Origin of the sequence: Achromobacter deleyi (assembly GCF_013116765.2) — a bacterium.
In the GTDB taxonomy this organism is placed as follows: Bacteria; Pseudomonadota; Gammaproteobacteria; order Burkholderiales; family Burkholderiaceae_B; genus Achromobacter; species Achromobacter deleyi_A.
Map to the genome: position 1 here is coordinate 3946058 of NZ_CP074375.1, position 22889 is coordinate 3968946.

Below are 22889 nucleotides of genomic sequence, written 5' to 3' on the forward strand. Positions count from 1 at the left end.
GCACCTTGTGAGCCGGCCGTTTCAAAAGGGCCGCTACGCGGTTCTCTAAGCCTTGGATTGAAGCCGCAAGCGGCGCCCTGCCTCCCCGCCCGGGTAACGAATGTGCATATCTCTGCACCTCGCTTCTAGGCTGCCCGAGCGCCTCAAGTGCGTCCTCCAACTCCGCAAAGGTCATTCCGGAGATATCCCGCGCTTCGTCGATAAGCATTGCCGCAAAGCGCTGCCTGGCAAGCCGCAAACGATTTCCGCGGTTAGGGCCGATGTTCGCCATTGAATTTCAAAAACTGGTAGGTGAGCTATTTCGAGGCCGATGCTACCTTCCTCACACCCTTACCGCAACTTATCCAGGGTGACTGGAGATGAAAAAACAAGACCGCGATTTCAGAGAACAGTTCAGCCAAATGGCCGCGCAGGCAGTCATTACGCGCGCTGAGTTCGCAGCCTTGCTTGCGACTACTGAAGGAGCCATCACTCAGATGACGTATCGGGGCGAGCTTCCTCAAACCGCATTTCCCAGTAAACGCCGGGCGTGCTGGTTCGTGGGCGACGTGAGAAATTGGCTCGATTGCGCGGCGGCGAGCAGATCGACACTGGAGCAGACGCCAGCAAATGAACTCACAAGCCCCACAAGAAAGGGGCGGCCGCGGCTTCCGACCAATGATCGCATCGGAGCTTGAGGTGCCGGACTCTCCCCTCGGTATAGCGCCGACTCGAACCAGCCAGGCAGACAGCCAAGAGCTCGTTGCATTTGCTCTAGGTACCGGTCATGTAGTTGCCTATAGGCCGGAACTAGCCCGTGCACTGGGTTCTGCTGTAGCGGCAATTTTCTTAGGCCAAGCTATCTATTGGCAGAGAATCGCCGGCATTGGTCAATGGTTCTATAAGCTTCGCGACGCCCAAAGAGATGGCAATGGAGCCTTACTTCCGCCTGCCCACGCGCACCAACAATCTTGGGAATGGGAGCTAGCGCTTACCAGGTCGCAGCAAGAGGAGGCACGCGTACTTCTTCGAAGTCACGGGATTCTCGAAGAATGCCGTAGGGGCATCCCAGCTCGGCTGTACTACCGGGTGAACCTAAATAGCGTAGAACAACTTTTGGCCGAAAAAGTCCTGAAAAATCAGCAGTTGGCAGAATTCCGCCAACTGGGCGGCGATTCTGCGCCAACCTGCCGGCAAGATCTCACCATGCAGATGGCTGCTCTGCCACCAACTAATACAAAGACTAGCCAAAGAGTAGCTCATCAGACCACCACCACTGTGCCCAGACGACAAGCTGGACAAGCCTCCTCTGAATTGCAGTTCGAGCCGTCGCTTCGAGAATTCCAGGGCGTTTGTGAGCAGGCCCTAACAGGGCTAGAGCCGGAAAGCGCTCAGGCAATCGTTGATGAGCTGGCCGGGGCGATGGAGAGAGCGGCACGCGGCGAAAGAAAGCCAATAAGTAGTCCGTATCACTACCTGCAGACCCTTATTCAGCGATCAGCGGAAGGCACCCTGGTCCCGCAATTCTCCCCTATGGTTCGTAGGCGCCGCGAAGATCGGCGAGCAAGTTCCCTGGCAACAGAGCCGCGACTCATGACTGCGACCGACAAGGCCACGATGGAATCAGAGCTTAAAAAAGCAAAAAAAATGCTGGGCATGGTCAGTGATCGGAGCCGAAAGTGACGCGTGTTCTGGCGGTGCTATATCGATCGTTGCACTCTCGTCACTTCGAACTTCTGACGTTTTACCTGGGAGGGTGCATCTTGCTGCTGAGTTGCGTCCTGCTTCCCTTTGGCCAACACCGACTATGGATCCGAGCATCCGGGTGGTGGTGGTTCCCTTTGACGGCGACCGTCTCCTACGTCGGTTCAATGCTGTCGCTCCAACTTGGAGGACACACTGAAAACCCACTGTTGGTGGTCTTCTCTTTGCCCTTTGTAGCAATGTTCTTCGTTGACGCTTGGCTGATTCTCCACACGGAACTTCCTTGTTCCACCACTCTTCCCCGGTAGGAGTGCCATGAAACGAATTTTGTGCATTGTGGCCGGCGCCTCGTTCTCTGGAGTTGTCTTCGCGCAGGAACCCGCGACCGGTGATCGGTGGAAGCAATTCTCCCCACCCGCCGGAGACACGTCGGTTGAGTTCTTGAGAGAGATCTTTGGCAATGTGATCGGATTGGTTGCGACTGGCGGAAACGTCCAAACCGGCGGCCAGCAGGACACGGTCTTGGGCAGCATGATGGCCGTCTACTGCAGCGCCATCCTGTTTCTGGGAATGCTGTTCGTGTCCTACACCGCACTGAAGGCAACTGTGAATTCCGCACATGACGGGGAGTGGCTCGGACGAACTATGCACTCGTCCTGGGTGCCGATTCGTACGGTCGGCGGTGTCGCTCTGCTATTGCCTCTTGGATCTGGCTTTTCTCTCATACAAATTGGCGTGATGTGGGCGGCCCTCCAAGGCGTCGGCGTGGCGGATTCCATGTGGTCGGCTGCAATAGCTCGCATGCAGACCGACAACATGATCACCCGGCCGATGATTCCGGATTCGCGGCCCCTCGCAGCCAACATTCTGCGATTCGAAGTCTGCGCAGCCGCCATGAACAAGCAATTTGCCGGCTCGGGGCGTTCAACTCGTATTGAAGCGGTTGAGCTCACCACTACGAGCACGAAGCCGCTTGAGGTCATAGCGGCTGCGACATCAAAGAACTCACCCATGGGACAACTGGCGGACAGCAAGTACACCGTCCGTGCATTCAAATGGCGTGCGAACGACAAGAGCTACATCAATGGAGACGTATGTGGCGGCCTGGAATGGAAGCCGTCCTGGGAGGCTTCGGCTGGCAACGCAAACATGAAGACGTTGAAGGATCCTTTGCTGCTCGCGCATGCGACTGCCGTAAAGCAGATGATCCTGAAATTGCGGCCCGTCGCCGCCCAAATCGTGGCAGGCGTCAAGCCAGATCCTGGGGCATTGGACACTGCGGCCAACGATTACGAGAACGCTCTACGTACTGCTGCAAAGGTTGCCGTCAGCGGCAGCAATGACCGGGCGCGAGCAGACTTCCTTAAGGCGGCGAAAGACTCCGGATGGATTTTCGCGGGCACTTGGTACAACCATATCGCGAAGATGAACGACGCGATGCAATCAACTCTAAACGGACTTCCAGTCTCGGACCCTGTCGACATCACAGACAAGGAGACCAAGGAAGTGTTGCAGACCTACTCTGACGCGATGACAACCGCCGACGAGTATGCCCGCCATCGAGTTCAAAGCGTCCGGAACGTCTATTACGCAGAAACCAACGTAAGGCGACCGCAGCAGGGTGAAGGTGCGTGGGAGTACGTTCGTAGGCTGCTCTCGGCGCCCTTCATGGGCGCTATCAACCAAATGACTCAGGCGATCGCTGGATCGAACCTGAATCACATGAGTCAGATGAAATCTTTTGGCGACGTCATCGTGACGACGGGTGAGCTAGTCCTGGCTGTGCTCGCATCTGCCGCCGGCGCAACAAGCGGATGGATAGCTAAGGCGACGGCAGGCGCCGTTTTTGACTTTGGCGCGGCTCTACAGTTCTTATCAACGATTCTCTCCGTACTGGTCCTGGCAGTCCTCGCAGCCGGAGTCACCCTCTCCACCTATGTACCTATGGTTCCCTTCATCACCTGGACAACCTCAGTAGTGAACTGGTTTGTACTGGTCGTTGAAGCAGTGATCGCAGCCCCTATTCTGGCCGTCGCCCACATACATCCTGACGGTGACGACGTGGCGGGAAAAGGTGGGCCCGGCTGGGCGCTCGTGATGTCGTTGATGATGCGGCCGGCGCTGATGCTGTTTGGCCTGGTGACGGCAATGCTGCTGACTGAGCCGATCACCGGCTATCTGAACGCAGCTTTTCTGACGGTCGTGGCCGGCGTTCAAGCGGATTCGCTAACTGGCATCGTATCGTTCCTTTGCTACGTCGCAATCTACGCGATTCTTATGACGTCGGTGGTGCACATAGTCTTTTCACTGATCCACTGGATTCCGGACAACATTCTGCGCTGGATTGGGTCCGCAGCGGGCGGACTACCAGGCGCCGAGAACAGTGGGGACAAAGGCCACGATATGCTGGTCGGCGGAGTACGGGACGTCAAACATGGCGCGGGCGGACTAGGCCGAGGCTTGTCCGGAGGTGCCCCTAAGACGGGGCCCAAGCTGGAGCAAGACAGCACCCCGTCCACGAAAGACCTGCTCGGAAGTTGAGAGCGACGTTATGAACGCGTATTACGGCGTATCACGCACATCAGCCTCTTGGCGACCTTCCGGGCTTGCTCGGCGAGAGTTCCCCTGTCTCGATATCGTAGACATACCCCTCTTCCAACAGCAATTTCGCAAGGTGCATTCGGCGAGTCGTTTGCCGAGAGGCGGAATTAGCCAACGCGTGCGTCGGCGCGGCAACTTCGACCACGTCGGCAAGCTCCTTGCAAAGCAGTCCCGCGGCGCGCATCGCTGCGTGGCTCATGATCAGCTTTTCACGCAGAGTGGCAATTTGCTCCTCCAGGTTCCTGGAGTGGCGAATCCAGGATTCGGTATCGTGCTGCGCACGGCGGGCTACCGCGTAACCCGCCCCAAGTCCTGCCGAATAGTCCGCGCCGCTCATCGTCATCCTCTCAACAGTTCGAAAATATCCCGGCACACTGATGATAAGAGTTCAGTGCTCAAAGCAAAAGAAACTCCGTGCTCGGAAATGCTAAGTCACGTTGACGCTCGTCTGCCGCGTTCACGTTATCGAATGGGTCAATGTGACTTCGAGTGGATGAGATGCGGTAGCTTCCGTGGTCACATTGCCCCAACGCCGCGACCGCTCGCGCCTCATATTCGATGTCACATTGACTCTAAGCATTCTCTGTCGAGAGACAGAGAATGTGGGCAGTGCGGGTTCGACGTTAGTCGAGCACTGCCTTCGACACCCGTAACTTATCCCTGAGCACGTGTTATGGATCCGAGCACTAAACAGGCACTCTTCGAGGTCATAAAAGCCGCACGGCATCGCGTAAAGGAGACGGTGGCGAGTGAGAGATCTGAGGCAACCAACAAGGAATACGAGCGCGAATACACCCGCTTAGCTGGCCGGGGTGATCTGAATGCTGCCGCGATTTGGTCGGCGGCGTGCGATACCCGATCGAAGAGAACCTATCAACGCAGGAAGGCAGCGCTGAAATGGGGATTGCAGCAGCAGCTGAAGCGCCGACTCTGGGGTAATCCCCCCATTTTTAGCGATTGCCAGAAGTAGGAACACTACGCGGCCATGGCCAACCGCTGTTTGGGGGTAAATCCGCCCAGAGCCATATTTGGGCGCTCGTGATTGTAGGACCACATCCACTGCGTGGCCACGCGCTGTACGTGGTCCAGATCGTCCCAGTGATATTGAGACAGCCATTCGTAGCGCACGGTCCTGTTGAACCGTTCGACGTAGGCATTCTGCTGCGGCTTGCCCGGCTGGATGTATTCGAGCTTTATGCTCCATGCCCCGGCCCACTCGACAATTGCCGCGCTCAGGTATTCGGGGCCGTTGTCGCACCGAATGGCTAAGGGCTTGCCCCGCCAGCCGATGATCTGCTTGAGCGTACGGATCACGCGCTCGGATGGCAGCGAGAAGTCAACCTCAATGCCCAGCGCCTCGCGGTTGAAGTCGTCAATCACGTTGAACACGCGGATGCTGCGCCCATCGGCAAGCTGGTCATGCATGAAGTCCATCGACCATACCTGATTCACGTTGGTGGGCACGGTCAGTGGCTCAGGCGTCTGCCGTATCAGCCGTTTGCGCGGCTTGATACGCAGGTTCAGCTCGAGCTCTCGATAGATCCGGTACACGCGCTTATGGTTCCAGCCGAAGCCTCGAACATTGCGCAGATACAGGAAACACAGACCAAAGCCCCAGTTGCGGTGGTTGTCGGTCAGACGTAGCAGCCAGTTGGCGATCTCCTCGTTCTCAGCGTCCGCCTTGGCGACATACCGATAGCAAGTCTGACTGATGCTGAACGCCTCGCAGGCCATCCGGATCGATACGCCGCGATCCTGCACTGCACGTTGGGCCATCTCGCGGCGGCGAGATGGCCTCACCACTTTTTTTCTAGCGCCTCCGTCACGATCTCGGCCTTGAGCTTCTCCTCGACGTACATCTTGCGTAGCCGGGCGTTCTCGGCCTCCAGCTCCTTCATGCGCGCCATCAGCGATACGTCCATGCCGCCGTACTTGGAACGCCACTTGTAGAACGTAGCCGAGCTGATGCCCAGCTCTCGGCACAGATCAGGAACAGCAAGGCCAGCCTCCACGCGCTTGATGGCTTCAATGATCTGGCTATCCGTAAATCTCGACTTCTTCATGCGGTAGAACTCCTCAACGAGAAAATTCTACTTCTGACCTCATCGCTTTTGCGGGGGGATTACCCTGGCAGCAGGACCTATTTCAAAAGGCTGGAGACTGGGCTCTTTGGCAGGACGCAGTGAAGGAGATTTCCATGCTATTAGATCTCTCAACTCGCATTGAGACTGCGTCAGGAACATGTCCATTAGCGGCGCCGAAAAGGAGGAGATCGAAGCGCGCGGACCTCCCGAAGCTTCCCCCTGGATGGCGTGAGGAATTATCGACGCAGTTCTATGGGAGCAGCTATGAAAGTGCCTACCTCGTCATGGCCCTGACAGGATGCCGACCTGCTGAACTAGAGTCTGGGGTTGTCGTGCGCCGGGAAGACAGCGAGGTAACGTTCACCATCCGTGGAGCCAAAGTCAAGGAGCAACAAGGGCAGCCGCTAAGAACCGTCTCGTACGACTTGCTCGAACCTTGCCATCCATTGCTTGCCCGCATGGCTGAACTCCTTCAGCCTGGCACGAACGCTGATTCTGTGACCGTCAGCGCCAACAAGGTCGCTTTCACTTCGGCCATGCGCCGCAGCGGCAAGAAAGCATGGCCAAATCTAAGGGTTGAGACGACGCCATACCTGTTGCGCCATGCACTGGCGTCTGATTGGAAAAATCTACGACGTTGGGATGATGATCAGATCTCGTCAATGCTTGGGCATTGCGTCAGCAAGACCTCTTCCACTTACGGTTTGCCCCAGTTAGGCAGCCAGGATGGGCTCTGTCCTTTGACGATCTGGGCCACCCGGGCGATCAGAGACAATCGGGCTCGACTACCGTCGTTGCCGAGAAATACAGCTTTGGCACCCTAGGATGAAGAAAGGCTACTCCTCGAGGCAGTTCTTCCCGGCAACTCGCGGTCGCCAAAAGCCCAGGGAAGCAGACGCGCAATATTTAAGGCATCGTCCAGCGCGCGATGGTGAGTGCCAAGCAGCACCAGACCAGCTAAATCGCACGCTTTGGCCATGCCTACCTCTTTGCCAATTTTTTGAGCTTTCGCGAACATACGTTTCACGTTCTGATGAGACATCGCCAGCGGATTCCCCACCCCATGCCGCGAGCTATCCCGCTCAAGTTGTCGACGGTCATACGCGCCCCAGCTTACCCAGATGTTGCCCTGGGCAGTCTCCGCCTCGGCAAATTGGCGTAAAGCAAATGCCGCTGCGGGAAAACAGGGAGCACCGTCTACGTCATCCTGCGTGATACCGGTGAGATTCGTGCAGAAGGATGTCAATTTTGGATTCCGCATGGGGCGTACGAACGACTGAAATCGATCGCCGGAAACACCATCTGGGGTCGCCCAGACGGCCCCGATCTCAATCACCTCCATGTCCCAGGCGTCCATGCCAACATCTGTGCATGTCGCTTCGAGATCAACCACTAGAACGCGATTCAATCAATTCCTCCGCTTTCCTAGACCGCTTTAACCCAAATTCAATTATTTTTGCCTATGGCTACCTGCATGAAAATTCATACCACTGTCGTTCAAAGTCTCTTACACCGAACAACAATCAAGAGCCGACCACTGAAGGCTTGGTTGCCATTTTTACTCCCTCTGGGTTGTTGTCTGCCAGCCAACGCTGCGAATGACGCAGCCGTCGAAGCGGCCATGGCTTCCCATGATGTGTGCAACGTGCGCCCGGCAGACGAAGTGATGCAAGGCAGGCTCTGCGGCAATGATGCTAGATGTGCCGCAAAAAAACAGCGTGAGCTTGATCGAGCGGGAGTAGCTCATCGATGTGAGACAGCAAGACTGGCTCCGACGCGATCATCCGAAGCATTTAAAAAGGGATCGCCCGTGGCGGACGATCCCCAGCGCCGAAATCCTTCGGCCGCACATTCATACTGATGGTAAGCGTCCGATTTGAACCATGAGGGCGCGCGTCAGAAGAAGTCTGAGGATCGCGGTTGTGAGGAGTGGCCAACCACTTCGAACGCAAGAGTCGCTAAAAGTGCTACGCGGAATATTCAAAAGTTCTCATTTCTCTTTACGTTCATTCGTCAGCATAACCACTGAAGGCGCGCCCTTTTTGGTCAGTCCACGCTTCGCCACGAGCGTGTTGTCCGCCTTGTTCCATTCCCATTGCGTAACTCGTCGCATAGGCTCTTGTTCCTTGACTTCCGCCCTCTGATCGAGGGTGCGCAGAACAACAGCTGCTGCGTGAGATGGAACTTTCGCGAACCGATCCGCGGCGCGCTTAAGCACTTCAAAGCGGTTCGGGCTCTCAGCCTGATCTGCAGTACGAGCAAAAAATGCAAGGCAGTCGGAATATTGAAGTTCCGATTTTTGTCTTTCAAACTCTGTTAGCGCCTCTTCGTAGAGGTCCGTTCCAACTTTATGATTGCCGCTTAGAAGCTGCACGGCTCCCCTTGTTGCCAGGCTTAGAGCCTTATCGTTGGGATCGCGCCTTGCCTCGATAATCGCGAGCTCGGCTTCGGCCGCCGGAAAGCGCCTCAACAGGGCGAGCGCATACGCTCGGTTCCCTCGCAGACTCAAGTCGTTTGGGTCCGTCAAGATACCTAAATCCGCTGCCTCCAGTGCGTCTTCATAGTGTCCCATCGCTCCGTGAACAAAAGACTGCAACAATCGCGGACGACTGGAAAATGTCTCTTCCTCAGCCCAACACTTTGTCAATTCTCCTACCTGCTCGAAATCGGTCCTAAGCAGAGCCTGAAGTGCTCGCCCCTCAAATACGCCGTTGGGGGCCTTCCGAATTAGCGCAGCATCAATTTCGATCCCGAGAAACTGCTGATTAGTGATGGCTTGGGCCAACACATTGTCCGTCGGGTACTCAAGCGCCAATCGAAACAACTTTCGGGCATCCTTAAAGTTACCGCGTTCCAGTTCAGCGCCGCCAACCGCACCGGCCAATTCGGTGATGTCTCGACTATTGAATGACTTCGCACTCAAGGCGCGCTGCGCTTTCCGGACCTGCACGGACTGGGCTTCAGCTACCTGCGCTGTGGCAATCTCCGCAGCCATGAGCCAAGGGTCAGTAGGAGTACGAGGCGCCCTTTTTATCAAGGCATGCGCTTTGTCGGGCATGCCCACGTGAATCCAAAACCGCGTGAACGCGCGGATCACGTGCACGGAGTCTGGAGATAATTGGTAAGCAGTTGCCAGCGCTCGATGTGCGGCGCGCTGCTTCCCTATCGCCAGATGATGCTGAGCCAAGTCGACCAAGGCAATAACGTCGTTGGGCGAGTTGCGTAGCAACGCACGTAATCCTCGCACGCTCTGCGCCGCCTGCGACTCTCTCCAGATCAGAGATTCACTCGCTCCAGACTCCAAGATTTCCTTTGCGACCAATTTCATGGCTGCCGAAGTGTCCGAGGAGGCAAGGGCAACCCGTGCTGCAGGCACAAGGCGCGGATGCTGTTGAACGTCGAGTCCGAAGGCGAGCAGATCGGCAAGGTCACCGACTGACTTCGAACGCTCCCAGGCCCATAGCGCGACCGTTACAGCTTCCTCACTGGTCTGCAGAACCTCGACCTGTTTAGCTGGTTTTACGAGTCCAAGCATGTCAGGTTGACTTAGCGAGAAGCGAGCCTTGCGCCACTTCGGGATGAGTCTGCGAGTAGGAAGTAGTCTATTCATTTTGCTTGCGCCATAGCGCGTTCATGCAGAAGGGTTCGCTGAGCTAGCCGCTCTAAACGAGCCCGGATTCGGTCGATACCGACCGTGCCTGCCCGCCGCGCGCGTGGTTCGCCCCGCATACATGGATCTGGCTCCGTAAGCCAACGAACGATCTCCCCCAACTCCTCCCGTACCTCGGTGGGAAAGGTCGCTACAACCTGACCTTCCAGCACATTGTTGCGTGCGTGTCGTACGATGTCTCTCAAATCTCGATAGGCACCGGAAAATCCGTCATATCGGTACTCTGGCGGTAGTGAGTTAGTGACGCGTTCAGTAATTGACGATCCCGAGAATAGGAAGCACGCGAGGTTGCCTAGCATGTAGGCGTCTGCTGATGTCCTACGGTTTTGCCATTCCGACTCCTGCCATCCGTAAAGCACTTCAAGTGGCATGTGGCGTGGATCACCTGCCCAATGGAGCGAATCGAACGGGCCTTTGCCCGATTTCGTGACCGCGCGCCCCACGTCTCCAAGCTTGATGTTATGTGTTGTCCCGCTGCTCGGAAAGCGAATGACATTTGAAGGCTTGATGTCGTTGTGCGCGAGATGCGCTCGCTCCATTTGCTCTATCCCAAGCGCCACTTCCCGGAGCACCCAAAGCTTCCAATACGCGCTGCGATCCGGGCGGAAATCAACATGACTTTTAATATCACCATCGCCACGCTCTAGAACAAGGTACAGATAGTTGTAGGGGTCTTGGCTTCCGGGCGTTCGAAAGGCTAGATCCCCGTAGCCCACCATACGGACCACTTTGGACATCCTAATACATGCCTTCTGCATCGTGACCTCGAACTCGGCCGCAGAAAGGAGCTGACGCAGCTGACTCGTATTTCTCAGCCGACTGCGAAAGTCGACGACCTTCACAAACCGACGGATCTGATCCTGCAGATCAAGGGCGGAGTAGCCAACTCCGAAGTTTCCCCCACTTTCTTGCTTACCTTCGTGAAATTTTTCTTCTAGCTTCCAGCGTCCCGCGATGGTCACTCCGACCAATGCGTCAGCCTTAGGCACTTCGGCAACGTCCTGAACATCGTTAAATTCGACGGGTTCGTTACCGCTACTTGGATCGGCATTCATATTTGTTCTCCTCCATTCAACCTGAGCCGAAAAGAGAGTAACAAAATTTAAGCATCCTGTTGCCTTAGTCCGTTGCCGATCTGCCGTGGTGTGCGTAAACGTTGCCCTATCGAAACGCCGTCAAAAGGATGGGACCGGCCGCCGATACCCGCACACGTCGGCGCGAAATGGGCGTACGCTATGACTAGCCCTCTACGTCTGCACATACCGCGCGTACCCTTCTTTTGAGTCCGATAGTAGGTCGAAGCATGCATGACATCGCACAAGCGCTAGAAAGGCGAAGCATCGCACGCACACTTGCTATGCACCGATTGGCCGTGGAAAAGATTAGGCGAGACCCCGAGCTCTTCGAAAAGGCTCGCAGAACCTTGGCGCGTTGGCGCACTATTGTCTGCAAATCTACTCAGCCTTATCTCGTCGAATGGGAGGCTTTGATGAATGAAGGCATGGATGCTTGCTTAACTTTTGCCTTAGAGGATTCCGAACATGCGGCCGACATGCGTCAGTCTTCTCCATTGGTCTGTGTGCTAGCTAATGAAGAGAGGCTAGCATTCTTAAAGGAGTGGAAGCGCAAGGTGGAAGCTCGCTGATGCGTCCGACGCGCATTCATCGGGCGGGAATCCTTGAAGGCATCCCGTACCGGCGGTCGGACATTGAGCCATTGAGTCCGCTTGATGCTGGGCCCGGTGGCGGTGCGCTAGCAATCACATCAGCGTTCGGCTATTGGGCACATTGACCAAGCCCTAGTCCAGCAATCACGACGCCTTGTTTCCCAAAGCGGATTTAGGTGGCCGGGCAGGCACCCATACCGCAACCGCAAAGACCTAATAGTTAGAAAGCTAAATCTAACATTGCCCCACGGCTTCGCTCGTCTCTAGCAGCCGTCAATGAGACAACATTTCCACCGCCCATTTTTGCCATTTCTACCGGATCAAAACGAGCCGCTAACAAGTCCATTAACAGCTGCGTCTGTACACTCATCGCCTTCGCAAGCGAACCAAAGGAAATGCCAAAAGCTTCACGAAGTACCTGCATACTGTCTGCAATCAACTCAGGACGCTCCATCGGAATCTGCTCATCCTCGACTTCCGCCTTTGCCTCCCCGCGACGGGTTAGTCCGATCACTCCGCTACGATACTGATCTTCCGAGAAAGCCCCAAGTTGACGACCCCGATAGAGAATAGCTGCCTTGGACACGCCCCATCGCAACTTGATGTCGGCGAGCGCCTGCCAGCTCAACCGAGAGCCTCTTAGAGCCGCACGGCATTCTTGAATGAAATATCGGCGTGGCATCAGAAATGCGCTCGCAAATCGATTGGCCTGTGACTCCGTTGCTCTGTCACCGGTTTGCACTCCGATGTGCAGACAGAAATGTCCCATCTCGTGCGCCACCCCGAAACGAGCTCGGCACGCGGAACGGCTGTCCATGTTCATTGCTATGACCGGACGCCGAGTAGCAAACGAGATCGCATCGATCTCGGCTGCCAGCCCGCCGATAGGCATCACTACAGCGCCAGCATTTTCTGCCACCCTCGTGACATTTTGGATAGGCCCGAACCCCAAGCCCCAGTGCGTGCGGGCATGGTCGGCAGCCTCTTCAATCGCATCGGCAGAAGTGTTGCTCGCCTCCTCAAAATCGTAAGGGGGCAACTCCAAGTTCTCCTCCATCACATTCACCATGCGCTTCAAAAACTCCCCCCGCGCACGGGCCGCCTGATGCAGGGCCACTTTGGTCGTCAACTGCTTACGGAAATGACACTGTTCGTCAACGATCGGCATAGGATCCGCAGCCGCAAAAAATTCTGGCAAAACCGCCAAGGTTTCGCAGAATTTCGTGGTCAGGGCAGGAGTCGGCACATCGACGCCAGACTCCACGCGACTAATGAACTGCTTTGAGCATCCCACGTGCTCGCCCAGCTCCTGCTGGGAATAGCCATGAAACAGGCGAGCCGTACGAAGGTTTGAACCAATAAACGTCATGCTGTACCAGAATTTTCTGCTTTATCTGAATCAACGCGCTTCGGCCCGACGCGTGCCTTGCCAATGTCTTTCGCCGGCGGGGTGTTCGCGGAGACCATATGAAGGGTACGTATGCCGCCGGAGGTCCATTTACATCTAACGACTCCAGATGCATCTTCACCCAAAAATACGACTTGCGGATCTTCTGCCTCTGCGTATCCTCCGTCCAGAATGAAGCAGAATTTGCACGGAACTCCGGCTTCGACTTCTTCAAAAAAAGAGCGCTGAATAGGGCTTACTTCCAGCAAAGCGGGCTTACTCGGATTCGACGGGTCGTCTGTGGTGAAACGGCAAGGGACTCCACCAATCGTAAACACCAAATCATTGCCGCCATGCAGCAACTTGAGCCAGTCGTAGTGATCCGAAAGCGCAACTACACGCAGGCGGTTTTTTTGACGTGCGAACCGTGTGCAGCCCCGGGAGTAACCATCGTCATAGTCGCTCTGCAGATCTGTAAGCGTGGAAAAATGCTCATCGATCAATATCTCAGCAATTCTCTCAAGGCGGTCCGCACTAAGAGCTGGTAAGAAGGCTTCCGGAGACGGCAGGTTCATCGGTGATAGATCCTGTAAAGTGTGCAAATTCTGGAAAACGTCAACCGCATTTTTGTGCAAATTTTCAATTTCGTCAACCACCGTCTTTTGATGTGGTGCTCCGGTCGTCTTCGCCGTTGGAAAGCCGCGACGCAGAGTCAAGGGCGGCCCCGGAAGCCGCATGCGGAGCGCAGCCAACGGCGAGCACCGAACGGGTGAGGAGCCGGCGTAGCGAACCCTTGACGCTAAGCACTGAGTTAGCCTGGCACGGGGGGCCTGCATAGCAGGCCCCCTTGCCACGTGGCGAACGCGGGGAACGGGGCAGAGCCCCGCTATTTGGCGCCGGCTATCCTTCTTGCGCTAACCGCTCGACAAATCGCCTAAAGGCCGCCTCAGTCGTTTCCTGCATAGAGGCAATTTGGTAGCCGCGAATTACGGCCTCCAAAGCGGGCCGAAGCAGTGCGGTCAGACTATGCAAGTGCCCCTCACCGTCCTCATCGAGTCCGGGCGCAACCTCAAACAACAAATCCTCAATCAGTGCCATCGATACAATGTTCTCAGCCATTTTCACCTCCTGACGGTGATGGTGGTCAGGTGCGCTATCAGGTGGCCGCCTGTTAGCGCACCGCTTCGATTGGGACGACCGGTCGGATCGCCCCATAAACGTTCACCTGTGGCGCTGCTGGTCCAGCTTCGCGACCAAATCCTCAGCGCGAAGATGGGTATAGCGCTTGAGCATTTGCATGCTCTTGTGGCCAGTGATGCTGGCCACCTCCATCGGGTGTAACCCTTTCTCGAAAAAACGGGATGCCGCCTCATGCCTGAGGTCGTGCCAGCGCAGATTGCCGATTTCCAAGGCCTTTAGCGCCCTCGCCCAGAGGCAGCGGATGGCGTTGGGTGTTGTATCAAGGATTGGACCAGTTGCCGGCGACGCCCTGCCTGTTGCCATGCAGGAAATGACTTGGCACGCGATCCTGGACAATGGGATGGCAGCAGGCACACCCTTGTTGCCCGCTCGGCGCCAAGCAGCGGGAATCCTAATAAGACGGGCATTGAGGTCCACCCACTCCCACTGAATCGCGAAGAGCATGCCCTGGCGCAGAGACGTCTCGATCGCCAGGTCGAACGCCGGCAACGCATAGACGTTGCCTGACGAGCCCAGATAGCCGCGGATGGCCTCGTACTCTCCGTCTTGAAGGCGTCGCTCTCGCGCAGCACTGCCGCTTGGCTTCCGAATGTTCCGCAGCGGATTAAGCAATCCCTCCATGTCCCACTCTTTGCGGGCGGTCTCGTAGAGATGGCTGACAAGCTGCAGCTCCAAACGGATCGTATTTTCTGCCCGGCCATCTGCTCGTCGGGTGTCACGGTAGCGCGCAAAGTCGGCACCGCGTAGATTCGCAAGGCTGCGGTGTGCCAGGTCTGTGCGCAGCCACCTATCGATGCGTCCTGACTCTTGCTTAGGGGATTTCTTGCCAGGCAGCACTTCAAGCCGATAGCGTTCCAGCGCCTCCTTGAGGGTGGTTCGCTCCGCTTGGCTGCGATCTACGTAGACGCCGGCGTCCATCTCAGACTCGGTGCGCCGGGCCCACTGCTGGGCGAGTTGGCGTGTATCGAAAGTTCGATAGGCGGGCTTGAACCCTCGCCGACGGATTTCGGCGCGCCAATACGCGCCTCTTTGACTGATGTATGCCATTCCAGACTCCGATGTGTGACAACACGCTCGATCTGGATTCTCCGAGTCCGGCAGTTTTCCGGCAAAGGCCAGTTTTTGCTCGGACGACGCGTCCCCTACGGACGAAAAAAAAGCACCGCGATCGCTCGCAAGTGCTTGATTCTCTTCTACCTTCCTAAAAAGGCAGGGGGTGGTGGGTTGTGCGAGACTCGAACTCGCGACCAACGGATTAAAAGTCCGCTGCTCTACCGACTGAGCTAACAACCCGACCGAAGCCAGAAATTATGGCGGATTTCCTGGGCTTTGTCAAAAAATGACGCTGCTGTCACATCCCTGCCCCAAGCCGCCCAAAAGAAAACGGCCGCTTGCGGCGGCCGTTTCCGGAGCGGGAATGGAACCTGGATTTACCAGGCAGCCACCACGGCGCCCTTGTACTTGGTCTCGATGAACTGCTTCACGGCCGGGCTGTGATAGATGCTGATCAGCTTGGCGAACTCGGGACGGCCCTTGTCCTTTTCACGCACCACCAGCACGTTGGCGTACGGCGAATCCGGCGATTCCTGCGCGATCGCGTCCTTCGCGGGATTCAGGCCGGCTTCCAGCGCGAAGTTGGTGTTCACGGCCGAGGCATCGGTGTCGTCCAGCGAACGCGGCAACTGGGCGGCGTCCAGCTCGATGAAGCGCAGCTTCTTCGGGTTCTCGATCACGTCGATCGGCGTAGCCTTCAGGCCGGCTTCCGGACGCAGCTTGATCAGGCCGTTGGCTTGCAGCAGCAAGAGGGCGCGGCCGCCGTTGGTCGGGTCGTTCGGCAGCGCGATGCGGGCGCCTTCCTTCAGCTCCGACAAGGACTTGATCTTCTTGCTGTAGATCCCGATCGGGAAGATCACGGTCTTGGCAATGCTGACCAGCTTGTAGCCGCGGTCGGCGTTGGCGTTGTCCAGGTAGGGCTGGTGCTGGTAGCTGTTGACGTCCAGGTCGCCCGAGGCCAGCGCCACGTTGGGCTGCACGTAGTCGGTGAATTCGATGACCTGGATGTTCAGGCCCTGCTTGGCGGCTTCAGCCTTGACCACATCAAAGATCTGGGCGTGCGGGCCGGCGGTGACGCCGATCTTCAGCGGCTTGTCCTGAGCCAGCGCGGGCTGGGTGAAAACGGCGGCGCCCAGGGCGAACGCGGCCAGCGACTTCAAAACCTTGATGCTCATGTTGCGATATCCCGAATTACGGAAGTAGGAAGAGAATGAACCTGCGCCAGAGAAATCAGCGATGCGACATGCGCCGCACGAAGCGGTCGCCAAGGCTCTGGATCGCCTGGACCAATACGATCAGCACGATCACGACCGCGGCCATGACGTCTGACTGGAAACGCTGGTAGCCGTAGCGGATCGCCAGGTCGCCCAGTCCGCCGCCGCCGATGGCGCCGGCCATGGCCGAATAGCCGATCAGGCTGACGACGGTGACGATGGTGGCGGCGATGAGGCCGGGCAAGGCTTCGGGCAGCAGTACCTTCATGATGATCTGCATCGGCGATGCGCCCATGGCGCGCGCCGCGGTGATCAATCCGGGATCCACTTCGCGCATGGCGTTCTCCGCGATGCGGGCCATGAACGGAATCGCCGCGACCGACAAGGGCACGATGGCGGCGGTGGTGCCGATGGAGGTCTGCGCGACCAGTCGCGTGAACGGAATGATCGCGACCATCAGGATCACGAAGGGCACCGAACGGGTGGCGTTGATCACCGCGCCCAGCACATGGTTCACGGGCTGGTTCTCAAGCATGTTGCCGCGCGCGGTCACCGTCAGCGTCACGCCCAGCGGAATGCCGATGACCACCGCGATGGCGCTGGCCACGCCCACCATCAGCAGGGTGTCAAGCAGCGACGTAATAAGCAGATCGATCAGTTGCGGACTCATGAGCTATTTCTTCAACGGTAATGTCACGGGCGGTCAGGTAGGCAATCGCGTCCTTGACCGCGGCGGGCGCGCCTTGGGCCAGCACGAACATCGTGCCCACGGCCACGCCCTGGATATCTTCGACGCGGGCCTGCACCAGGCCCACGTCCAGGGAAAACTGCCTGGACAGGTCGGACAGGAATGCGCCCGACGCGTCCGTGCCGGTCAGCGACAGGCGCAGCAGGCGCACGGCCTGGCCCGGCTTGGCGGCGGCCAGCGTTTCGATGCGCTCTTTTACGGCGGCCAGCGTGGCGTCGGTCAGGTCGGACGCGGTGGCCGCCGACACCATGCCGCGGGTCACTTCGTGGCGCGGCTGCGCGAACACTTCGCGCGTGCTGCCGATTTCAACCACTTCGCCCTGCGACAGCACGGCGACGCGGTCGCAGACTTCGCGCACGACTTCCATCTGGTGGGTGATCATGACCACGGTCACGCCGGTCTTGCGATTGATGTCGCGCAGCAAGGCCAGGATGTTGTGGGTGGTTTCCGGATCCAGCGCGGACGTGGCTTCGTCGCTGAGCAGGACATCCGGCTTGTTGGCCAGGGCACGCGCGATGCCCACGCGCTGCTTCTGGCCGCCGCTGATCTGGCTGGGATAACGGTCGCGCAGGTGCTCCAGGCCCACCAGCGCCAGCAGGCGCTCCACGCGCGCCGGGATCTCGGCTTTCGGCACGCCCGCGATTTCCAGCGGCAAGGCGACGTTGCCGTACACCGTGCGGCGCGACAGCAGGTTGAAGCCCTGGAACACCATGCCGATGCGACGGCGCTGCCCGCGCAACTGCGCTTCGTTCAGGCCGGTCAAGGCCTGGCCGCCAATGGCGATAGTGCCTTCGTTGGGACGTTCCAGCAGATTTATGCACTGGACCAGCGTGCTTTTACCGGCCCCGCTGGGGCCGATGATGCCGAAGACCTCGCCCTGCTCGATGTGCAGGTTGATGCCTCGCAGCGCCTGGAATTCTCCATGCGGCGTGGCATAGGTCTTGGATAGGTTCTCGATGTGAATCATGGCAGGCGATTTTGTATCTTTTCTCTTCTGAAGAGAACGACTGTTTTTTCCATTTTTAATAACTATAAGTAATATGCGTGCGCCACGCCTGTCCAGGCCCCCGCCCCGGCGGGTCCGCTCTGCAATCCGCGATCAGGCAGAAGGCACAAAGGGCAGCCGGGAAGGAAAGCCTTCCTGACTGCCCCTTTTCATGACGGCGGCCGGCTGGCGGCCACGCCGGGTTCAGCGTGCGCGGGAGATGCGGACTTCCGCTCCACGGCGCTTGACCTCAAGCCCTTCGGACGGCGAAATGCGCAGCCCTTCCAGACCCTTGATATAGCTCGAGCCCTGCATCTGCATCACGCGGATCTTGTTGCGCATGACGACCGGGTTATGCACCGGCATGCCGAACATCCAGACCTCGTCCAGGATACGGGCCGAGTTGAACTCGCCCGTATGCTGCGCGGCAGGCCCCAGACAGAGCATGTGCCCTTCGCGGCCGAAAACCGGGAACTGGCCCAGTTCGCAATCGATCGTCCAGGTGGTGCCGCCTTCATAGCGATGACCCGTGTTCAGGTCCCACCAGGCCTCGCCCTTGGGCAGGTACACGCGCACCTGGTTGCCGGGTTCGGTCACCGGCGCCACCAGCAGGGCCGGGCCCAGCAGGTATTGCAGGTCCCATTCATGGGCATGCGGATCGTTCGGGAACGACAGGGCCATGGAGCGCTGCACCGGCAAGCCGGTACGCGCCGAGTCCTCGATGGCGCCCAGCACATAAGGCACCAGGCGATAGCGCCACTGCATCCAGGTCCTGGCCTGGGCCAGGGTTTCGTCGCCGAAGTCCCAAGGCATCAGGCCTTCCACGCCCTGGAAGGAAAAATTGGCCGAAAACACGCCGACGGTCAGCCAGCGCAGGTACAGCTCGGACGTCATGCCAGAACGGTCGCGCGAAACCGAACCGATGCCGTGCACCTGTACCGGCACTCCGCTAGACCCGATCGACAGGGACGTGCGCAAGGTGTGGCGCAAGCCCTCCCAGGTGTTTTCAGCCTGCGGCCCCACCTGCCACGGCAGTCGCTGCGCGGCGGGGAACAGATCGGAACTGGGCACCACGCCTTCGGGCGGCACCTTCAGGCCGGCGACCGCATCGAACAGCGCGCGGCGCACCAGCAGGGGATACATGGTGCGCAGCGCGGGGCCGGTTTCGCCATTGCGGGCCGTCACGCCGTCGGGGATGGCGATCTGGGCGTCGCAGGCAGGCGCGTCCAGGCCGTCTTCCACCAGTTGGCGGTGGCGTTCCACCCAGAGGTTGTAGATGTCGCGATAGGTCAGGTCCAGCAGGCCGTAGGGCTGCCCGGAGGTGGCGGCATTGCCGTCGAACACCTGGGCGGACCCATCTTCCTTGGCCAGCAGCCAACCGCGGTCTTCCAGTTCCTCGAACAGCGGGCTGGTCTTGAGCACGCCCGGAAAACCGGAGGCCGCGACATGCACGTTGTGCTTATGGAACAGCGCCAGCATCTGCTTGGCGTCGGGAAAGCGCTGGGCATCCCATTCGAAAACCGTCTTGTCCGCCTGGAAACCCCAAGCCGCCGGCTGCGCCAGCGTCACGGCGTCCACCGGAATCTGGTTTTCGCGCATGCGGGCCACCAAGGCCACCGTCTGCGTCGGCATCTCGCCCGCGGCCTGCTGCAGCCACGCACCCATCGCCCACAACACGGGCTGCCCGGCACGGCCGGTCAGCGCGGTGTACTGGTTCAGGATTTCAGCGGGTTCGCCGGCGAACAGGAACAGATCCAGGACGGCGTCGTCCAGGGTCAGCACATAGGCCGAATCCGCGGGCGCGACACCCACCGAATGCTCGACGCGACGTATCGTGTTGACGTAGACGCCCCAACCGCGCGGGCTCCATGCCAGCGGCAGGGCGCGATGCTCGGGATCGTCGGAAACGACGGATTCCTCGCGGCGGTTCAGGTCGCCCGGTGTTTCGCCCAGGCCGAAGACACGCTCGTCGGCCTGCAGGGTGAAACCCGCCGTCCAGACAGCGTCGTCGGCCTGGTCCAGCGCGTTGTGCCCGAATGCGGGCGTATGCACGGAAACCTCGGACTCGAGCACGCGCTCGTCATTGCGGTACAACGCCACGCGCACGGGGCTGGTTTGAATCTCCAGGGCAACATCGCCCTGGGTGATCCGCCAGCCATCCCCGCCTTCGCGCGGCGCAAGAGCGGCCTCGCTCACGGCCTCTTGGCGCGCGAGCAGCATCTCGGCCACGGCGCGCACGCGCGCGCCGGGCTTGTCATCATTGAAGTGATTCGCCTCGCCGCAGCGCAGGCGAAAAACACCAGGCGCATGCGCCTCGACTACCAGGTGCAACCCATCGCCCGCGTCGAAATCGATGCGACTGGGGCGGGACGTCAGCAGCTCGATGTTCTCGAGCTGGGTAGTATGGGCAAAGTCGAACTTGGGCGGCACAGAGCATCCCCCGGCTTAAGCCAAAAACCATCAAAAGACGCTATTTTGACGGATTTGAGCTTTGAAATAAACTCGGTCCCTCTTTTGGACGGCAATCTCATCCATAAAAGGGGCATAAAGCCCTCGGCCAGCGCCCGGGAGCGCTGACGCCTCCGAGCCGCCGAAACGCCAAGTCTGAGGTCAATTACGGCCTATTGGCGCCAAATCCTGGCATTTCCCGCAATTCTACGCCACCCTGCGTCGCCCCTCTGTCCGCGCTTAAATTTTTTTCACCGTGGGGAAATAAGTTGGGCCAGATCGCTTTCCAGCGGCGACGGCTCGCCCATGAGTCGCGCCGCGATCACATCGCCCATCAGGGCCGACCACGACAGCCCGCGAGAGGCATATCCCACGGCCAGCCACAGCCCGGGCGCATGCGGCAACTCGCCCACGGCCGGCAAGCGGCCCGGCAGGACGGCGCGCCACCCCGCCCAGCCGGGCAGGCTGCCCGGAACCAAGGCGTCGAAGTCCGGGAAGTGACCGCTCAGTAGCCCGGCCGCCTTGCCCAGCGTGACACGCTGGCCTTCGGCGCCGATCCGCGCTTCGGTCGCGTCGTGCACATAGGTGCTGCCGACCACGCAGCCCGCGCCCACATCCGGCAGCAGATAGCCTTCGCCGCCCACGATGCAACGCGGACCGCCCGCCAGGGCCGCCGCGGGAACCAGCGTGACTTCGCCGGCCAGCGCGTGCATCTGCGCCACCCGCGGCAAGGGGTCAAGCAGCCCGCTGTCCGACAGCACCGCGCGCGCGCCGGCCGCGTTGGCGAGGATCACGGTGTCCGCCTGGGCCAGTTCGGCGCCGGAGGCATCCTGCACGCTCCAGCCCTGCCCCGCCCGCGTCACGCGCGCCGCCTGGCCAGGCAGTAGCGTCACGCCTGCCGTCGTCAGCAGGGCTTCGATCAACCGCCCAGGCTGCACCAGCATGCCCTGCGCAAAGAAAACGCCGCCGCGCGCCAGCGGCAGGCCCGCCAATGCGCTGGCCTCGTCCCTGTCCACCTGACGCACCCAGTCGGCCGGAAACGCCAGCGCATCCAGCGTGTCGGCCAGCGCCGCCGAACGGCCCGCGTCGCGCTCCACCTGAACCGTGCCGCACACCCGGGGCGCCGCGCCCCCGGCCAGGCCTTGCCAGCGGGCCAGCGCCCGCTCGCTGCCCGCCCGCGACAGCCGTGCGCGCGCATTGTCGTCGCGCGCCACCACGGGCGTCAGCGCCGCGGCCAGGTGGCCCGCATGGGTGGGCTCGCCATGGGCGCGGCCCGCGTCCAGCACGGTGACACGCCAGCCACGGCCGGCCAGCGCCTGCGCAATGCCCGCACCCGCCAACCCCGCCCCCACCACCACGGCATGGGCCTGGCCCACACGCGAGGCGACCACGGCCTTGCGGCCTTCCGCGCTGGCCGCCCCTACCGTCATATGCCATTTGCCCCCGTATCCGGGAGCGCGCCGCACGTCGAATCCCGCCTCCTGCAGGGTCCGGCGCAACTCTCCGGTGCACGCCCAGGTGGCAACGGTTGCGCCCGGCGCCGCCAATGCGGCCAGATCGCGCAACAGGGGCAAGGCCCACATCCGCGGATTGTGCTCGGGCGCAAAGCCATCCAGGAAAAAAGCGTCGACGCGCGCGCTCAGCCGGGGCGCCAGGACCTGCGCATCACCAAAACCCAGCGTCAGGGTGACCGCGCCGTTCTCGAATTCCAGCCGATGCAGGCCGGGCAACAGGGCCGGCCACTGCGCAGCGAGGCGCCGCGCCAGCTCGGCCAGCGGCTCGGTCGCGTAACGCGCCAGCAGCGCGGACAGGTCCTCGCGAGAGAACGGATACCCTTCCATGGCCACGACATGCAGCGTCGCGGGCCGCTGCGGGTCATCCCGCCAGGCTTTCCACAACGCCAGGAAATTCAGCCCCAGGCCAAACCCTGTTTCGCAAACGGTGAACGAGGCGCGTCCGCGCCAGCGTTCGGGCAGGCCGTTGCCCCGCAGAAATACGTGCTCTGCTTGCCCCAACGCCCCGGACGGCGAGTGATAGACGTCGCCGTAGGCGGCGCTGAACAGCCTGCCGTCGGCATCGTAATCAACCACGGCAGGGGTCAGAGGAAGGTAAGTCGCAGACATGGGGGTCCAGGAAAAACAAAGTTGGAG

At 59.5% G+C, this 22889-nt stretch carries 18 protein-coding genes and 1 tRNA gene; 4 read left to right on the forward strand and 15 right to left on the reverse strand.

Annotated features, from left to right (window positions below):
* Nucleotides 1–359 precede the first annotated feature (359 nt).
* The 3 genes from HLG70_RS17700 (at nucleotide 360) to HLG70_RS17710 (ending at nucleotide 4224) form a co-directional block, all read left to right on the forward strand.
* Nucleotides 360–677, forward strand: a complete 318-nt coding sequence (locus HLG70_RS17700) for a hypothetical protein (RefSeq protein WP_171661682.1) — start codon at nucleotides 360–362, stop codon at nucleotides 675–677.
* The gene (locus HLG70_RS17705; protein WP_171661681.1) at nucleotides 658–1662 is read left to right on the forward strand and encodes a hypothetical protein; all 1005 of its coding nucleotides are present in this window, start codon (nucleotides 658–660) and stop codon (nucleotides 1660–1662) included. Before HLG70_RS17700 ends, HLG70_RS17705 begins: the two co-directional genes overlap by 20 nt.
* A 336-nt stretch (nucleotides 1663–1998) precedes the next feature.
* Complete coding sequence (locus HLG70_RS17710; RefSeq protein WP_171661680.1) at nucleotides 1999–4224, forward strand: DotA/TraY family protein; 2226 nt, start codon at nucleotides 1999–2001, stop codon at nucleotides 4222–4224.
* A 40-nt stretch (nucleotides 4225–4264) separates the two neighbouring features.
* Here the strand turns inward: HLG70_RS17710 and HLG70_RS17715 are convergent, their stop codons facing one another.
* The 5 genes from HLG70_RS17715 to HLG70_RS17735 form a co-directional block, all read right to left on the reverse strand.
* Complete coding sequence (locus HLG70_RS17715) at nucleotides 4265–4621, reverse strand: hypothetical protein (RefSeq protein ID WP_171661679.1); 357 nt, start codon at nucleotides 4619–4621, stop codon at nucleotides 4265–4267.
* Between the two features lie 638 nt (nucleotides 4622–5259).
* Nucleotides 5260–6347, reverse strand: a protein-coding gene (locus HLG70_RS17720) for an IS3 family transposase (protein WP_171668014.1) whose coding sequence is annotated in 2 segments (ribosomal slippage) — nucleotides 5260–6095 and nucleotides 6095–6347 — 1089 coding nt in all. Because the reading frame shifts where the segments join, the coding sequence is not laid out codon by codon here.
* A gap of 841 nt (nucleotides 6348–7188) precedes the next feature.
* Nucleotides 7189–7776, reverse strand: coding sequence for a 3'-5' exonuclease (locus HLG70_RS17725; RefSeq protein WP_171667965.1), 588 nt, complete (start codon nucleotides 7774–7776; stop codon nucleotides 7189–7191).
* Between the two features lie 582 nt (nucleotides 7777–8358).
* Nucleotides 8359–9903: a hypothetical protein gene (locus HLG70_RS17730; RefSeq protein ID WP_171667964.1), complete on the reverse strand. Its 1545-nt coding sequence runs from the start codon at nucleotides 9901–9903 to the stop codon at nucleotides 8359–8361.
* Between the two features lie 71 nt (nucleotides 9904–9974).
* Nucleotides 9975–11093: a protein kinase family protein gene (locus HLG70_RS17735; RefSeq protein WP_171667963.1), complete on the reverse strand. Its 1119-nt coding sequence runs from the start codon at nucleotides 11091–11093 to the stop codon at nucleotides 9975–9977.
* Between the two features lie 248 nt (nucleotides 11094–11341).
* On the opposite strand from HLG70_RS17735, the gene HLG70_RS17740 reads away from it, so the two are divergent.
* A complete protein-coding gene (locus HLG70_RS17740) occupies nucleotides 11342–11683 on the forward strand; it encodes a hypothetical protein (RefSeq protein WP_171667962.1) in 342 nt (113 codons plus the stop codon).
* A gap of 241 nt (nucleotides 11684–11924) precedes the next feature.
* On the opposite strand, the gene HLG70_RS17745 is transcribed toward HLG70_RS17740, so the two are convergent.
* From HLG70_RS17745 to mnmD, 10 genes are all read right to left on the reverse strand, one after another.
* Nucleotides 11925–13073 carry a helix-turn-helix domain-containing protein gene (locus HLG70_RS17745; RefSeq protein ID WP_171667961.1) on the reverse strand — a complete coding sequence of 383 codons (1149 nt, stop codon included), beginning with the start codon at nucleotides 13071–13073 and terminating at the stop codon, nucleotides 11925–11927.
* Nucleotides 13070–13807: a hypothetical protein gene (locus HLG70_RS17750; RefSeq protein ID WP_234103118.1), complete on the reverse strand. Its 738-nt coding sequence runs from the start codon at nucleotides 13805–13807 to the stop codon at nucleotides 13070–13072. Before HLG70_RS17750 ends, HLG70_RS17745 begins: the two co-directional genes overlap by 4 nt.
* 184 nt (nucleotides 13808–13991) lie before the next feature.
* The gene (locus HLG70_RS17755) at nucleotides 13992–14210 is read right to left on the reverse strand and encodes a hypothetical protein (RefSeq protein WP_171667960.1); all 219 of its coding nucleotides are present in this window, start codon (nucleotides 14208–14210) and stop codon (nucleotides 13992–13994) included.
* A gap of 102 nt (nucleotides 14211–14312) precedes the next feature.
* Nucleotides 14313–15338, reverse strand: coding sequence for a tyrosine-type recombinase/integrase (locus HLG70_RS17760; protein ID WP_171667959.1), 1026 nt, complete (start codon nucleotides 15336–15338; stop codon nucleotides 14313–14315).
* Nucleotides 15339–15508: 170 nt separating this feature from the next.
* Nucleotides 15509–15584 (reverse strand) — tRNA-Lys (locus HLG70_RS17765).
* 137 nt (nucleotides 15585–15721) lie between these two features.
* Complete coding sequence (locus tag HLG70_RS17770) at nucleotides 15722–16519, reverse strand: MetQ/NlpA family ABC transporter substrate-binding protein (protein WP_171667958.1); 798 nt, start codon at nucleotides 16517–16519, stop codon at nucleotides 15722–15724.
* Nucleotides 16520–16574: 55 nt separating this feature from the next.
* Nucleotides 16575–17228 carry a methionine ABC transporter permease gene (locus HLG70_RS17775; RefSeq protein WP_057287106.1) on the reverse strand — a complete coding sequence of 218 codons (654 nt, stop codon included), beginning with the start codon at nucleotides 17226–17228 and terminating at the stop codon, nucleotides 16575–16577.
* Nucleotides 17185–18273, reverse strand: coding sequence for a methionine ABC transporter ATP-binding protein (locus HLG70_RS17780; protein ID WP_171667957.1), 1089 nt, complete (start codon nucleotides 18271–18273; stop codon nucleotides 17185–17187). Before HLG70_RS17780 ends, HLG70_RS17775 begins: the two co-directional genes overlap by 44 nt.
* 222 nt (nucleotides 18274–18495) lie before the next feature.
* Nucleotides 18496–20721: a glycoside hydrolase family 31 protein gene (locus tag HLG70_RS17785; protein WP_171667956.1), complete on the reverse strand. Its 2226-nt coding sequence runs from the start codon at nucleotides 20719–20721 to the stop codon at nucleotides 18496–18498.
* A 269-nt stretch (nucleotides 20722–20990) separates the two neighbouring features.
* A complete protein-coding gene (gene mnmD / locus HLG70_RS17790) occupies nucleotides 20991–22862 on the reverse strand; it encodes a tRNA (5-methylaminomethyl-2-thiouridine)(34)-methyltransferase MnmD (protein ID WP_171667955.1) in 1872 nt (623 codons plus the stop codon).
* Nucleotides 22863–22889: the final 27 nt, after the last annotated feature.

What these genes read in the sequence shown, in the direction of transcription:
- HLG70_RS17700 (WP_171661682.1), top strand. Translation starts at nt 360, where the DNA reads ATGAAAAAACAAGACCGCGATTTCAGAGAACAGTTCAGCCAAATGGCC.
- HLG70_RS17705 (WP_171661681.1), top strand. Translation starts at nt 658, where the DNA reads ATGATCGCATCGGAGCTTGAGGTGCCGGACTCTCCCCTCGGTATAGCG.
- HLG70_RS17710 (WP_171661680.1), top strand. Translation starts at nt 1,999, where the DNA reads ATGAAACGAATTTTGTGCATTGTGGCCGGCGCCTCGTTCTCTGGAGTT.
- HLG70_RS17715 (WP_171661679.1), bottom strand. Translation starts at nt 4,621, where the DNA reads ATGAGCGGCGCGGACTATTCGGCAGGACTTGGGGCGGGTTACGCGGTA.
- HLG70_RS17730 (WP_171667964.1), bottom strand. Translation starts at nt 9,903, where the DNA reads ATGCTTGGACTCGTAAAACCAGCTAAACAGGTCGAGGTTCTGCAGACC.
- HLG70_RS17735 (WP_171667963.1), bottom strand. Translation starts at nt 11,093, where the DNA reads ATGAATGCCGATCCAAGTAGCGGTAACGAACCCGTCGAATTTAACGAT.
- HLG70_RS17740 (WP_171667962.1), top strand. Translation starts at nt 11,342, where the DNA reads ATGCATGACATCGCACAAGCGCTAGAAAGGCGAAGCATCGCACGCACA.
- HLG70_RS17745 (WP_171667961.1), bottom strand. Translation starts at nt 13,073, where the DNA reads ATGACGTTTATTGGTTCAAACCTTCGTACGGCTCGCCTGTTTCATGGC.
- HLG70_RS17755 (WP_171667960.1), bottom strand. Translation starts at nt 14,210, where the DNA reads ATGGCTGAGAACATTGTATCGATGGCACTGATTGAGGATTTGTTGTTT.
- HLG70_RS17760 (WP_171667959.1), bottom strand. Translation starts at nt 15,338, where the DNA reads ATGGCATACATCAGTCAAAGAGGCGCGTATTGGCGCGCCGAAATCCGT.
- HLG70_RS17770 (WP_171667958.1), bottom strand. Translation starts at nt 16,519, where the DNA reads ATGAGCATCAAGGTTTTGAAGTCGCTGGCCGCGTTCGCCCTGGGCGCC.
- HLG70_RS17775 (WP_057287106.1), bottom strand. Translation starts at nt 17,228, where the DNA reads ATGAGTCCGCAACTGATCGATCTGCTTATTACGTCGCTGCTTGACACC.
- HLG70_RS17780 (WP_171667957.1), bottom strand. Translation starts at nt 18,273, where the DNA reads ATGATTCACATCGAGAACCTATCCAAGACCTATGCCACGCCGCATGGA.
- mnmD (WP_171667955.1), bottom strand. Translation starts at nt 22,862, where the DNA reads ATGTCTGCGACTTACCTTCCTCTGACCCCTGCCGTGGTTGATTACGAT.